Genomic DNA, 13,938 nt, shown 5'->3' with positions numbered 1-13,938 from the left:
GGCGGGTCCCTCCGCCGCCGAGGAGTCCTGGCCGGTCGTCGACGAGGCGAGCCCGTCCAGGATTTCGTGCCCGGCCTCTTCGGCCGCCGGGGCGTGGTTCGTGGAGCGCAGCGGGACCGACTTAATCAGCGCGGTGGCGACGAAGACGAGCGCGAGGATAGGCAGGCCCAGGAGGAAGACGTCGTGCAGCCGCTCGGCCAAACCCTGGCGCACGGCATCGGCCACCGCCGGGTTGAGCGTGCTCATCGCGGCCGGGTCGAGCACCGAACCGACGCCGATCTGCTGACCGGAAGCCGCCGGCTTCGCGGCGGCCGACGCCGGCAGGTGATCGAGGATCGCGGCCTGCAGCCCGGTGGTCATCACGGTGCCGAAGATCGCGATGCCGACCGTCGAACCGACATTGCGGAAGAACTGCGTGGATGCCGTTGCGACGCCGAGATCGCCACGGGCAGAAGCATTTTGGACCAGCAGGGTGTACTGCTGCAGGCACAGACCGAGGCCCACGCCGAGGACGATCATCGCGGTGGTGAGCTCGCCGGAGGTGGCGGTGTGCGTCAGGCGGGTGAGCAGCCATACGCCGGCGGCCATCAGCGCGACGCCGGCGAGCATGATCTCCTTGTAGCGGCCGGTGCGGGTGATCAGCTGGCCGGCGAGGATGCCGCAGACGATCAGGCCGAGCATGAGCGGCAGCAGGATCAGGCCGGAGTTCGTGGCATTGACGCCGACGACGCCCTGGGCGAAGACGGGGATATAGATGATCGCGCCGAACATCACCATCGCCACCCCGAAGGCCGCGATATTGGCGAGCGCGACGATCGAGTTGCGGAAGAGCCGCAGCGGCAGGATCGGCTCGGCGGCACGGGATTCGGCGTAGACGAAGGCGGCCAGCAGGAGGGCGCCGGCGGCATACAGGCCGAGGATCACGCTGGAACTCCAGGCATATGTGGTGCCGCCCCAGGAGGTGGCGAGCAGCACCGCGACCAGGCCGGGCGTGAGGGTGGCGATGCCGGCGACGTCCACTCGGGCGTCCCGGCGTTGGTGGGGGAGGTGGAGGAAGCGGAAGACCACGCTGGTCGCCGCGATGCCGAAGGGAATCGACGTCCAGAAGAGCCAGCGCCAGCCGAGGTTGTCGGTGATCCAGCCGCCCGCGAGCGGGCCGGCGACCGAGGTCACGCCGAAGACGGCGCCCATGACACCTTGGTATTTGCCGCGGTGCCGCGGGGGAATTATGTCGCCGATGATGGTCTGCGCCAAGGGCATCACCGTGCCCATACCGAGGCCCTGAATGGCGCGGCCGGCGACGAGGGTCCAGAAGTTGGGCGCGAGCCCGCAGACGAGCGAGCCGATCATGAAGACCGCGAGCCCGGCGAGATAGAAGCCCCGCCGGCCGTAGAGATCGGAGAACTTGCCGACGATCGGCACCACGATCGCGGAGACGAGCATCGCGGCGGTGGCGACCCATGAGTAGTGATCCATGCCGCCGAGTTCGGCGACGATGCGCGGCATCGCGGGGCCGACGATCGTCTGGCTGATCGACGCGACGAACATCCCGAGCATCAGCCCGATGAAGATGCGCCGGCCGGCCGCGTCGAGATGGAACTCGCCGTTGGAGGCGTGGGCGGGGCTGGCTGGGCGGCTCATCCTGACCAGGATAAAGAAAATGTGCAGAGTCTGCAAGTTTGCAGTCGCTGCACTATGATGGCCGTATGTCGTCCGCCACCGCTGTCGCTGTCGTCGCTCCTCCCGCCGGGGTCGAGGATGCGGAATGCGGTCTGCGCGAACGTAAGAAGCGCGAGACGCGGGCCGCCATCCATCGGGCGGCACTGGAGTTGGCCCACGAGGGCGGGGTGGATGCGCTGACCGTGGACGCGATCGCCGAGCGTGCGGGCGTCTCGCCGCGAACCTTCTTCAACTACTTCCCGACCAAGGATGATGCGATCATCGGCAGCGGGGCGAGCGATCTCGACGCGCTGGCCACCTTGGTGGCGGCCCGGCCGGCGGGGGAGTCGGTGCGCGAGATCGTGCACGCCATCGCCCTGATCCGCATGGCCGCCCTCGAGCGCGACCCGGAGAGCTGGGCCATGCGCCGGGAGCTGACCTTGAGCGAGCCGGCCATCGGGCTGCGCTTCCTCGGGGTGTATGCCCGCGCCGACCGCGTGCTCGTCGATGCTCTCGTCGAGCGGACGCGTGTCGCGTCCGCGGGCGCCTTGTCCGCGGACGAGGAGTTCGCCGTCGCGGTGGAGGCCCACGCCGCGCTCGGGGCGGTGCGCGCCGCGATCCGGATGCACCTGGCCGGCGCGTATGCCGGCGCCCCCCTGCGCGAGCTGCTCGATCGTGCCTACGCGCTGCTGTGAGGCTCGCCTAGACTTCACTGGCCGGTCCGCCGGCCCCCGCCCTCGTAGCTCAGGGGATAGAGCACCGCTCTCCTAAAGCGGGTGTCGGACGTTCGAATCGTCTCGGGGGCACTACGCAGCTGCCGCTTGCGAGGCTCGCACACCTCTGGCACGGCTAGGAAGCGAGTCGAGCGAGTGCGTCCAGGGCGAGCGTGAAGCACTGCTCGGGCGGGTTAACCAGGCCGGCGCCGACCTGGCCGGTGCCGGCGACCCGGCCGGCCATGCCGGTGTTGATCTGCGGCAGGATGCCGGTGCGCACGACCTTCGTGACGTCGATCCCCGTTGGGGTGCCGCGGAATTCGAGGATCGGGATTTGGTAGCTCGCGTGCTCGCCTTGAGTGATCGCGTACATCTTCTGCGTCGCTTGCAGCGCGAAGGGCACGTCCCCACCGACGAATTTCACGATGGCCGGAGCCGCCGCCATGGCCACGCCGCCGATGCCGGCGGTCTCGGTGATGGCAGAGTCTCCGATGTCGGGATTCGCGTCCTCCGGGCCGTAGGACCCGAGGAAAAGACCCTCCGGCGTGTTGGCCGGCCCGGTGAACCACTGCTCGCCGGTGCCGGACACGCGGATGCCGAAGTCGGTGCCATTGCGCGCCATCGTCGTCACGATGCTCGAGCCCGGGATGCCGTGCGCGGCGAGCGTCGCGAGCTTGCACGCGGGCATACCGAGATTGAGGAAGAAGTGCTCGTTTGCGCCCGAAAAGCGCACGGCCTCAGCGATATCCGTTGGCGAACCGTCGGCCGTGATCAGGTGCGGAAGCAACTCGCGGAGCAACATCAGCGAGCCGGCGCGGTTACGGTTGTGGCCCTCGTCGCCCATCTGCAGCATTTGGGCGATGATCGCCTTGATGTCGATCCGCTCGGCCTTGCGCGCCGCCTGCTGCAACAACGGCCCGAGGACCGAGTTCATCCAGTGCAGCCGGTCGATGACCTCCGGGCCGTAGGCGCCATAGCGCAGCACCTTGCCCAGTCCTTCGTTGAGCGAGCACCAGGACCGGTTGTCGTGCACCGGGTCGTGCAACTCGTAGACCCACATGGTCGGGCTGATCACACCGGCCATCGGGCCCACCGCATCGCGATGGTGGCAAGGCTCGAACGTGATGCCTTCTCCCGCAGCGAGTTTCGCCTCGGCTTCCTCCGGTGTCGCGGCCATGCCCTCGAAGATCATCGCGCCGATCAGCGCACCCCTCATCGGTCCGCTGGCTCGCTCCCACTCCAGCGGCGGACCGGCGTGCAGGAAGGTCCCGCGCTCCAGGCCCAAGGCCTCGGCCGCCGGGCGCACGTCCACCAGGTCGGCGCCGGCGGCGGTCATCCGCTCGAACGCCAGCTGGTTGGCCGCCTCGCGTCGCGAGTCGAGCAGGACGCTGCGGATGTCTGCCGGGTTCGCGCCGGCCAGCGGCGGCTGCCAGCGCGTCTCGATCACCCGCACCGCCTGGGCGACGAGCGCCTCGCTGAACAGGCCCACGCCGACCGTCGCGACGACCGGCTCGGCGGGCAACCCCGCCGGATTGCCCGTATGCCGTGGCCCGCCATCCGCGGCTGGCTCGCCTTCCGTAGTCGGGTCGCCTTCCGTGGCAACGGATGTCGTCACCTCCGCTACGGCAACGCCGAGTAGGGAAACGGCCGCGCGCGCGGCTTCGGCATTCGAGAGGTACACCCTGGCTCCCGCGGCAACGAGCGCCGTGGCACAGGCCTCCAGGCCCTGCGGGTCGCCCTGCGTGCCCACGAGCGCCACCACCACCGGCAACTCCCGACCCGCGAGCGCAGCGCTCGCCCGGGCAGACCGGATCGCCAAGGCGAGATCACCGGCCGGATCGGGATGCGAGCCATAGCCGAGCACCAGATCGAGCAGGAGCACACCGCACGTCGGATCCTGGCCTTCAGCGCGGATCCGCTCGGCGCGCAGGGACGGGTCGATCATCGGGTGCGCGCGCCCGCGCGTCAGGCCGTCGTCGCCGAAGTCGATGACCACATGCCCACTCTCGGCGGCCAGGTCGTCGCCCAGGGCAAGTTCGGGCGCGAGCGGGATATTCGAGCGGATCGCGCCGAGCGTTGAGCCGGCGATTATCATCGCTTCGTCGGCGAGCGTGCCTCCGCAGAAGAGCCCGCGCAGGCGCGCGCCGTGTCCCGCCGCCGGCGAAGCTCCCGCAGGTGCCTCGCCCGTGGGCCCGCCCACGGCACCCGATCCACGTGCGTCGCCCCAATGCGGCCACGCCTCAGGCAGATTCGCGCCGGCAGCCGCGAGCGCCGACTCGACGGACGCGGTCAGGTCCGGCCGGCCGGCCCCCAGGATCGCCCAGTGCACCGGCTTGCCCATCCCAACGGCATACGTCTCGAGTGCGGCGAGCACCTCGGGCGCAGGCGGCTTCGAGACGACGATGATCGAGGTCGTCCCCTCGTCGGCCGCGAGCATCGCGAGCGCCTGCCGTGTTGCGCGTCCACCGACGGGGGCCGACAGATCGCGACCGCCGACGCCCAGCACGTGACTGACCCCCACGCCGGCTGCGTCGAGCAGACACATCACCTGCTGGGCGCCTGTTCCCGACGCGGCGACGAGCCCGACCGAGCCGGCCGCGACCACGTTCGCAAAGCCCAGAGCCACCCCGCTGACCACGGCCGTGCCGCAGTCCGGCCCCATGACCAGCACCCCGCGCGCCGTGGCCGCATCCTTGAGCGCGACCTCGTCGGCGACCGCGACATTGTCACTGAACAGCATCACGCTGACGCCGGCGTCGATGGCGTCCATCGCCTCGGCGGCGGCGTGCTCGCCGGGCACCGAGATCAGCGCCAGCGACGCGTCACCGGCGGCGATCGCGCCGCCGAGGGTCACCGGCTCGGGCGCCGAGCCGAAGCCGGATGTGTTGCGGGAGTTGGCCTTCAACTCGGCCAGGGCCTGATCCACCGCGGCGAGGCCCGCGTCGACGGCCTCCGACGCCGCACCGCGCAGCGCGACGACGACGTCGTTCACGCCGATCCCGTCCGGCAGGCTGAAGCCCATGCCGGCGAGCACCTCGAGATTGAGGTCGGTGCCCATCGCGACCTGGGCGGCGCTGATGCCGGGTGTGGTCGCGATCAGCTTCGAGACGTGCATCAGCGTCACGGAGTCGTAGTAGGCGCCCCCGCGGACATCGACGAATTCAGGCACTGAGGCGCTCCTTGGTGAGGTTGGCGATGGTCAGGTTGGCGATGGCGTGGTCAACGCCGCGTAAAAGCGCTGAGCCGGACGTATGCCCGATGCGCGAGACCTGCGCACGCAGCCCGTTGGTGGGCCGGCCGCGGAGGGCGGCATCGGCATAGGTCACGAGTTCGGGGACGGCGTAGCCGTCGATCGCCGCCGCGACCAGGGACGCGGACAGGGCTGTGGTGCGGTGAAGCAGGCCGTGGGCGACGTCACTCAGGTGCGGATCGCCGGCGGCGTACGCGACCAGGAGGGCGCCGCAGATCTCGTCATCGCCCTCAGGTGTCAGCCCCGGGCCACGTCCGATCCGATCCTCGATCCAGTCGTCCCGCATCACCCCCGACCCACGGGCGCGAGCGCCGCAGGGATGCACCCGGGCGGGTCGCCACGTGCGCACGGCGCGAATCGTGTTGTGCGGGAGCCGGATCTCTGACACGCCCACCTGGAGGGGATCGCCAGCACCTACACCCCACCGCACCTGCGAAGACGCCACGGGCAGCCGCCACGCGGTCGGCAAGGCCAACCCGTCAGAGGTGACGACGGCCAGCACGCCGTGCTCGGGATGACCGGCATACAGGGCCGTCGGGAAGGCCCCCAGCACCCGCCACGACTTCTCGCCGCGGCCGGAGCCGACCCCGCACGAGGGCGCGAGCGGCGAGCGGGCGGCGAGCAGCATTCCCCGACGCTAGCGGGGACTCGGCGGCAACTCGGATGGAGAATCTTGCCAACGAAGGTGGCTATCTCCTGAAACATCTGCCGTCTACGATCGGCCAATGGTGAATGTTGCCAACGATCGGACCGGCTCGGGGCTCGACCTTCTCGGAACCACCATGACGCCCGGTGAACTGCCGCCCCAGATCCCGGACACCCTCGCCGAGCCCGAGCTGCGCGCCCTCGCCGGGCAGCTGATCGCTGCCTTGCGTCGTGAGGACGAAGTCCACCGGTCGCTGCTCTCCATCGTGGTGGCCGGCGGCTCCTTGGCCGACCTGTGCGAGGCGCTCGCCGCCCTCATGGAGACCGTCGTCATGATCACGACAACCGACGGCCGGGTGATCGCCCAGGCCGGCGACTCAGCGGCCATCGAGGAGGCGGCAGCCACCTCCGCCTTCGACCCCACCGGCCGGTTCCTCGTCGAGCACGAGATGGTCGGCGAGCGGTCCGGCGACGCCGATTGGGTGCGTCGGGCGACCGTCCGGATCATCGGCGGCAGCGGCGTGGAGGGCCGCATCGTCGCCTTCGCCAAGGATCGGGCCCTGTCGCGCAACGATATTCATCTTCTGGAGCGATCGGCGACCGTGGCCGCCCTTGCCATTGCCCGCGAGCAGGCCGTGACCGCCGTCGAGAGCAAGTACCGCGCTGAATTCCTTCGCGACGCTCTGGCCGGACGTGCGGGCAGCACGGCCGAGGCCATCGCCCACGCGGACAGCCTCGGTTGGACGCTGACCGACCGGATGGTCGTCGTGGTCGCGGAGACCGATGAGAACGACACCTTCACGCACCGCGACTCCGAGGAGGTCCGCGCCCTTCAGCAGCGCTTCGCCCGCGCCTGGATCCGCGCGGTGGGGGCACGGGATCGCCGGGCTCCGGTGATGGGTTTCAGTCAGGAGATCGTGGCGCTGCTGCCGCTGCCGCCAGAGATGGCGACCGAGAAGATCATGGCGATCGTCACCGACCTCGCCCGCATCGTCCGCGGCGACGGCGGCGGTGGCCGCCGCACCTTCTCCACCGGCGTCTCCCGCCCGATCACGGCGATCGAGTCCCTCCCGATGGCGTATGCCGAGGCCTTGCGGGCTGCCGCCGTCGGCCGCCAGAAACACGGCGCCGGCGCGATCGCGCACTTCGACGAGTTGGGGATCTACCGGCTGCTGTCCCTGGTCCCGGATTCCGAAGAACTGCGCCAGTTCGTCACCGATGCCCTCGGCGAGCTGGCCACCCACGACAGCCCGGAGAACGCCGACCTGCGCCTGACCCTCGCCGTGCTCATCGACACCAATCTCAATGTCGCCGAGGCGTCGCGCTTGCTCTTCTTCCACTACAACACGCTGCGCTATCGCATCGCCAAGCTCGAGCGCATCCTTGGCCCCTTCACGACCGACCCACAACTGCGGCTGACGCTGGCTCTCGCCCTCAAGGTGCTTGAGATGCGCGGATTGGCGCAAAGCCGCAGGTCGGCGCCCCATACCTGAGCGTTTCGGCGAGATCACGGGGGGCGGACACGCGGGCAAGTCCTGCCAACGTGGGCATACGTCCCATGTCAGTTACTGCTCGGTTCAGTGCCGCCGCGCGCGCACTAGCGTTCCAACAACCCTGGTGGTGGGTGTGAGACGCGTCTCAAGGACGCCGAAAGAAGTGGGAGTTGCCGATGGCCGCCTTTGGTTGGAAGTTGCATGGTGACGGGAGCCTGACCGGCCCCGATGATGTCGTCGCTCCCGACGAGCGCCTCAGCTGGGCCAAGACCGTCGGTCTGGGCGCTCAGCATGTCGTCGCCATGTTCGGCGCGACCTTTGTCTTCCCTCTGGTCATGGGGCTGAACCCGCAGCTGGCAATCATGATGAGCGGCATTGCGACGATCATCTTCTTGCTCATCGTCGACGGAAAGGTCCCCTCCTATCTCGGGACGTCGGCATCCTTCGTCGGCGCCGTCGCCGCGATCCGCGCGCAAGAAGGTGCCACCTCGGCACGCGTCACTGGCGCCATCATGATCGCCGGCATCGTGCTGGCTCTTGTCGGCGTTGCCATTCACTTCCTCGGGTCCGGTGTCCTGCACCGAGTGCTACCGCCGGTCGTGACCGGCGCGGTCGTCATGCTCATCGGCTTCAACCTCGCGCCGGTGGTTGCCGGCATCTATTGGCCGCAGGATCAGTGGGTCGCGCTGCTCACGATGCTCTTCACCATCGTCGTCGCCGTCGCCTTCAAGGGCTTCATCGGCCGCATCTCGGTCTTCCTCGCGCTGATCTTCGGCACCGCTCTTTCGTGGATCCTGGACAAGACCGCCGGCCCGATCACGTCGGTCCTCGGTGGGGCAACCGAAGCGACCGAGCACGTGCGGTGGAACACCTCGGGAGTGGGCTCGGCGTCCTGGTTGGGCCTGCCCCCCAAGACGACGACCGGGGCGGATGGCATGGAGGTGGCCGGCTGGCACATGCCGAGCTTCTCCATGGCGGCGATCCTGCTCGTCCTGCCCGCCGTTATCGCGCTGATCGCGGAGAACACCGGGCACGTCAAGGCCGTCGCCGAGATGACCGGCAAGGACCTCGATCCGATGATGGGACGCGCTATCGCCGGTGACGGCGTCGGCACCACCCTCGCCTCCTTCGTCGGTGGCTCGCCGACCACGACGTATGCCGAGAACATCGGCGTCATGGCCGCCACCCGCGTCTACTCCACGGCTGCCTACTGGGTCGCCGCCTTCGTCGCGATCCTGTTCGGCTTCTCCCCGAAGTTCGGCGCGCTCGTTTTCTCCATCCCGGGCGGGGTGCTCGGCGGTATCACCGTCGTCCTCTACGGCATGATCGGACTGCTCGGCGCGAAGATCTGGAAGGAGAACGGCGTCGACTTCGGCAACCCGATCAACCTGGTTCCGGTCGCCGCCGGCATCATCATCGGTGTCGGCAACGTCCAGATGACGTTCACCGACAACTTCAGCCTGGGTGGCATCGCGCTCGGCACCATCGTCGCCGTGGGCGCGTATCACCTGGCCAAGGCGCTGGCGCCGGCGGAACTGCGCAGCCGGGCCGACGGGGCCATGATCGCTGTCGGTGACTACACCTATGGCGACAGCGACGGTGTCGATGACCTGCTGCAAGACGACAATCCGGAGGACTTCTACGGTCGCCGTCCGCAGCACTGATCCGATCGATCGTTCGCGGCCCCGAGGGCGTGTCCCTCGGGGCCGCGTGCTTCCCCCTTCCCCTTGACCAGATTCGACGGCAGGATCAAGCGATGAAGCCCGCACCCTTCGCGTATCACGCCCCGCGAAGCCTCGATGAGGCCGTGGCCGTGCTCGGCGAGGTCGGTCACGACGGCAAGGTGCTCGCGGGTGGCCAGAGCCTTATCCCGATGCTCTCCATGCGCCTGGCCGCCCCGGCCCACCTCATCGACATTAACCAGGTCGCCGGCCTCGATACCGTCACCGTCACCGAGGATGCCGTACGCGTCGGTGCGACCGTCCGCCACCGCGACGTCGAGCGCTCCGACGAGGCGTATGCCGCACTTCCCCTCCTGCGGCAGGCTCTCCTCAACGTGGCGCACCCCGCGATCCGCAACCGCGGCACGACCGTGGGCTCGATCGCCCATGCGGACGCCGCCGGCGAGATGCCGTCGATCGCTGTGCTGACCGATGCCATCGTCGAGGTGCAGGGCCCGGCGGGCGCGCGAGAGATCTCCGCGCATGACTTCTTCGCGGGCCCGTTGGAGATCGCCATTGGGGCCGACGAGGTCGTTGTCGCGGTCCGCTTCGGCCGCTTCCCGAGTGGCACCCGCACGGGTTTCACCGAGTCGGCCCGACGCCGTGGGGATTACGCACTCGCCGGCGTGGGAGTTGCGCTCACGTGTGAGGAGGGCGCGATCAGGCGGGCGCGAGCGGCATACGTCTCGGTCACCGACATTCCCGATGTCCTGGACCTCACGGGCGTGCTGGCCGGGGCGACCCCGGCCGACCTGGCCGGCCGCGCCGACGATCTGATCGGTGCGGTGCGCGCGCACGTGCAGCCCGAGTCCGATATCCACGCGAGCGCCGACTACCGGCGCATGCTCGCCGGCGAACTGACTCGCCGGCTCGTTGCCGAGGTGATGGCCCGATGACCGAGACGACCTATGGCGCCGACGTGCTCATCCCGGTGCAGGTCACCGTCAACGGCGTCGGCTGCAGCGCCTCGGTGCCCGCGCGCCGGCTGCTCTCGGATTTCCTGCGCCACGACCTGCGGCTGACCGGCACGCATGTCGGCTGTGAGCATGGCGTTTGCGGCGCGTGCACAGTGCTTCTCGACGGCCGGCCGGTGCGCTCCTGTCTGATGTTCGCCGTGCAGGCCATCGGGCACGACCTGACGACGGTGGAGGGCTGCGGCACGATCGACGCGATGGGACCTGTCCAGCAAGCCTTCACGGAATGCCACGGTCTCCAATGTGGTTTCTGCACACCGGGTTTCATCACGACAATCACGGCCTACCTCGCCGAGAACCCCACCCCCAGCGAGGAGGAAGCGCGCGAGGCGGTGTCGGGGAATCTGTGCCGGTGCACCGGATATCAGAACATCGTCACGTCGGTCCTGCGCGCCGCGGAGGTCATGAAGCGGCGAGCGGGGGAGCAGCGATGACCACCAAACTCTTCGGTGCGCCGGTGCAGCGCCGTGAGGATCCGCGCCTGGTGACCGGGGGCGGACGCTATCTGGACGATCTCGGGCATACGGCCTATGAAGCGGCCTTCGTCCGCAGTCCGCACGCGCACGCGCGGATCACCGATATCGACGTCAGCGACGCCCTCGACACCCCAGGCCTGATCGGCATCTGGACGCACGAAGATCTCGAGGGTCAGGTGGGGGAGTGCCTGCCGCTGCTGATCCCGCACCCCGCGCTGACGGCGCCGCGCACCGGCTATGCCCTCGCCAAGGACACCGTCAACCACGTCGGGGAGGCGATCGTCCTCGTCGTCGCCGAGGATCGCTACACCGCCGAGGATGCGGTGGCCCGAATCCGCGTGGACTACGACTTCCTGCCCGCGGTCGTCGGTCTCGAAAATGCCCGCGCAGCAACGGATCTCGTGCATGTCGACGCACCCGGGAATGTCTCGGCCCATATGGTCCAGGAGGTCGGCGACGTCGATGCGGCAATGGGTGGTGCCCCGCGCCGGCTGAAGCTGGATCTGTCCATCGAACGCAGCGCCTGCACGCCGATGGAAGGCAAGGGCGTGTATGCCGTCTGGGACAGTGACGCCGAGCACCTGACCATCTGGTCCTCGACCCAGACATCGACCGGCGTGCGTGCGGCCGTGGCTGCGCGCTTGGGCTTGCCCCTGGCCAAGGTCGACTGCATCGCGCCAGACGTGGGAGGCGGCTTCGGCGTCAAGATCATGCACCCCTGGCCCGAGGAAGTTCTGATCCCTTGGGCCGCAAGGCTTCTCGGGCATCCGGTGAAGTGGACCGAAGATCGCCGCGAGCACTTCATCTCCTCGGCGCACGAGCGCGGACAGTTGCAGGAGGTCGAGGTCGGCTTCGACGACGAGGGCCGGATCCTTGCGCTCGACGTGAAGTTCTGGCACGACAACGGGGCCTACACGCCCTACGGGATCATCGTCCCGATCATCACCTCGACCCAGCTGCTCGGGCCCTACAAACCCGGCACCTATCGCGTCGAGTTCTGGTCGCTCTACACCAATACCGTTCTCGTGACGCCTTATCGGGGCGCGGGCCGGCCGCAGGGCTGCTTCGCGATGGAGCGGACCATGGACGCCATCGCCGACGAGTTGGGGCTGGATCGGGCCGAGGTGCGCAGCCGCAACTTCATCCTCCCCGAGGAGATGCCCTACGACCACGGGTTGATGTTTCAGGATGGCCGGCCGCTCAAATACGACAGCGGCGACTTCCCCGCTTCGCTCGCCAAGCTCAAGGCGCTCGTCGGCTGGGACGACTTCGCGGGCTATCGGGCGCAGGCCGAGGCCGAAGGGCGCAGGGTCGGGCTCGGCATCGGCTGCTATGTCGAGGGCACCGGCGTCGGGCCTTATGAAGGCGCGCACATCGTCATCGAGACCAGCGGGCGAGTCAACGTCGCGACGGGCCTGACGACGCAGGGCCAGGGCCATCAGACGGCCTTTGCCCAGATCGTCGCCGATGAGCTCGGTGTGCCCCTGGAGTCGGTTTATGTCACGACTGGCGACACGCGTCGAATGCCTTATGCCGTAGGCACTTTCGCGTCTCGGGCCGCCGTGATGTCCGGCAATGCGATCGCGTTGGCGGCCCGCGCCGTGCGCGCCAAGGCGATCAAGATAGCGGCCGATGCCCTCGAGGCAGCCGAGGAGGATCTGGAGATCGTCGACGGCATCATCTCCGTCAAGGGCATGCCCGATGCACGGATGCCGATCGGCACCACCGCGGTGCTGTCCAACCCGTTGCGCTATGCCTTCGACGAGGCCGCCAAGGCGGCGACCCAGTTCGCCGGGACCTTCGACCCCGACAAGCCGCCGGTCGCCGACGACGAAGAGCCGGGCTTAGAGGGCAAGGACTTCTACAGCCCGACGCAGGCGACCTTCGCCAACGGCATGCATGCAGCGATCGTCGAAACCGATCCGGTGACCGCCGAGATCCGCATCCTGCGCTACTGCGTCATCCACGACTGCGGCACCATGGTCAACCCGATGATCGTCGAGGGCCAGGTTCACGGCGGCGTGGCCCAGGGCGTCGGTGGCGCGCTCTACGAGCGCATGGTCTACGACGAGTCGGGGCAGTTGCTCAACGCGAGCTTCATGGACTTCCTCATTCCCTATGCCACCGAGGTGCCGCACGTCGAGGCCGATCACCTAGAAACGCCGTCACCGCTGAATCCCTTGGGCATCAAGGGCGCCGGCGAAGCCGGGTGCATTCCGGTAACCGCTGTGATCGCGTCCGCCATCGAGGACGCCGAGGGCTTCCCCATCACCGCAATGCCCATTTCCCCCGTCGAACTGTGGGAGTTGCGGCAACGCCACGAGCGGGGCGAGCTGCCCTCGTTGCGTCGTCGCGCGACCGCTGGCTAGCAAAGGAGCAGACATGAAGATTTCCGGTGCGCACACCTTCAACGCGCCCGTCGACAAGGTGTGGGCGGCCTTCATGGACCCGGCCGTGCTCGCCCGCGTCCTGCCGGGGTGCGAGAGCCTCACCGAGACCGGGCCGGACGCCTATGCCATGCGGGTGACCGCAGGTGTCGCCGCTGTTAAGGGGACGTATGACGGCACGGTCGCGATCTCGGACAAGGTCGAGCCCGGTTCGTTCATGATGAAGGCCCAAGGAGCCGGTGGGCCGGGCACCATCGCGGCGGATGTTGCCGTGCGCCTGGCGCCGTCCGCGTCCGGCGGGACCGATCTGACCTATGACGCCGACGCCATCGTCGGCGGGATGATCGGCGGGGTCGGGCAGCGCATGCTCACGGGTGTCACCAAGAAGATGGCCGGCGAGTTCTTCACGGCGGTCGACGACGACATCGCGGGAGTGCGCAAGGCCGCGAAGGTGCCCGTCGGGGTGGGGGCGTCGCCGGCCGCGGGGGGTGCCGTGTCCGGCGCGGGGGGTGCGGCGGCTCACTTCGAGATCGCCGCGAAGATGATCGGCATCGCTGCGGTTCTCGACGGTCTCGATGGACGGATTGCTCGCATGACGAACACCGTGAGCGACTTCGGGC

At 68.9% G+C, this 13,938-nt stretch carries 10 protein-coding genes and 1 tRNA gene; 8 read left to right on the top strand and 3 right to left on the bottom strand.

Features of this window, described 5'->3' with window-relative positions; genetic code table 11:
- Positions 1-1,641 (bottom strand): MDR family MFS transporter (locus tag PKH97_RS06820; RefSeq protein WP_324386655.1); only part of this gene is annotated, 1,641 nt, incomplete at its 3' end.
- Positions 1,642-1,706: 65 nt separating this feature from the next.
- On the opposite strand from PKH97_RS06820, the gene PKH97_RS06815 reads away from it, so the two are divergent.
- Complete coding sequence (locus tag PKH97_RS06815; protein ID WP_324386654.1) at positions 1,707-2,354, top strand: TetR family transcriptional regulator; 648 nt, start codon at positions 1,707-1,709, stop codon at positions 2,352-2,354.
- Positions 2,355-2,392: 38 nt separating this feature from the next.
- Positions 2,393-2,465: transfer RNA gene (locus PKH97_RS06810), tRNA-Arg, on the top strand.
- A 43-nt stretch (positions 2,466-2,508) separates the two neighbouring features.
- On the opposite strand, the gene PKH97_RS06805 is transcribed toward PKH97_RS06810, so the two are convergent.
- Both PKH97_RS06805 and PKH97_RS06800 read right to left on the bottom strand, forming a co-directional pair.
- A complete protein-coding gene (locus PKH97_RS06805; RefSeq protein ID WP_324386653.1) occupies positions 2,509-5,541 on the bottom strand; it encodes a DUF1116 domain-containing protein in 3,033 nt (1,010 codons plus the stop codon).
- Positions 5,534-6,250: a DUF2877 domain-containing protein gene (locus PKH97_RS06800; protein WP_324386652.1), complete on the bottom strand. Its 717-nt coding sequence runs from the start codon at positions 6,248-6,250 to the stop codon at positions 5,534-5,536. Before PKH97_RS06800 ends, PKH97_RS06805 begins: the two co-directional genes overlap by 8 nt.
- 97 nt (positions 6,251-6,347) lie before the next feature.
- Here PKH97_RS06800 and PKH97_RS06795 point away from each other — a divergent pair, with 97 nt between their 5' ends.
- From PKH97_RS06795 to PKH97_RS06770, 6 genes are all read left to right on the top strand, one after another.
- A complete protein-coding gene (locus tag PKH97_RS06795) occupies positions 6,348-7,760 on the top strand; it encodes a helix-turn-helix domain-containing protein (RefSeq protein WP_324386651.1) in 1,413 nt (470 codons plus the stop codon).
- A 176-nt stretch (positions 7,761-7,936) separates the two neighbouring features.
- A complete protein-coding gene (locus PKH97_RS06790; protein ID WP_324386650.1) occupies positions 7,937-9,424 on the top strand; it encodes a solute carrier family 23 protein in 1,488 nt (495 codons plus the stop codon).
- Between the two features lie 92 nt (positions 9,425-9,516).
- Positions 9,517-10,377, top strand: coding sequence for an FAD binding domain-containing protein (locus tag PKH97_RS06785; RefSeq protein WP_324386649.1), 861 nt, complete (start codon positions 9,517-9,519; stop codon positions 10,375-10,377).
- Entirely contained in the window at positions 10,374-10,889 is a 516-nt protein-coding gene (locus PKH97_RS06780) for a (2Fe-2S)-binding protein (protein WP_324386648.1), read from the top strand. The genes PKH97_RS06785 and PKH97_RS06780 overlap by 4 nt, the downstream gene beginning before the upstream one ends.
- Positions 10,886-13,300 (top strand): aerobic carbon-monoxide dehydrogenase large subunit, encoded by a 2,415-nt coding sequence (cutA, locus tag PKH97_RS06775; protein WP_324386647.1) that lies wholly within the window; start codon positions 10,886-10,888, stop codon positions 13,298-13,300. The genes PKH97_RS06780 and cutA overlap by 4 nt, the downstream gene beginning before the upstream one ends.
- A 13-nt stretch (positions 13,301-13,313) precedes the next feature.
- Positions 13,314-13,938 (top strand): SRPBCC domain-containing protein (locus tag PKH97_RS06770; protein ID WP_324386646.1); only part of this gene is annotated, 625 nt, incomplete at its 3' end.

It is taken from the genome of Nostocoides sp. (assembly GCF_035343835.1).
Classification (GTDB): domain Bacteria; phylum Actinomycetota; class Actinomycetes; order Actinomycetales; family Dermatophilaceae; genus Nostocoides_A; species Nostocoides_A vanveenii.
This window is presented reverse-complemented; position numbering and strand designations above follow the sequence as displayed.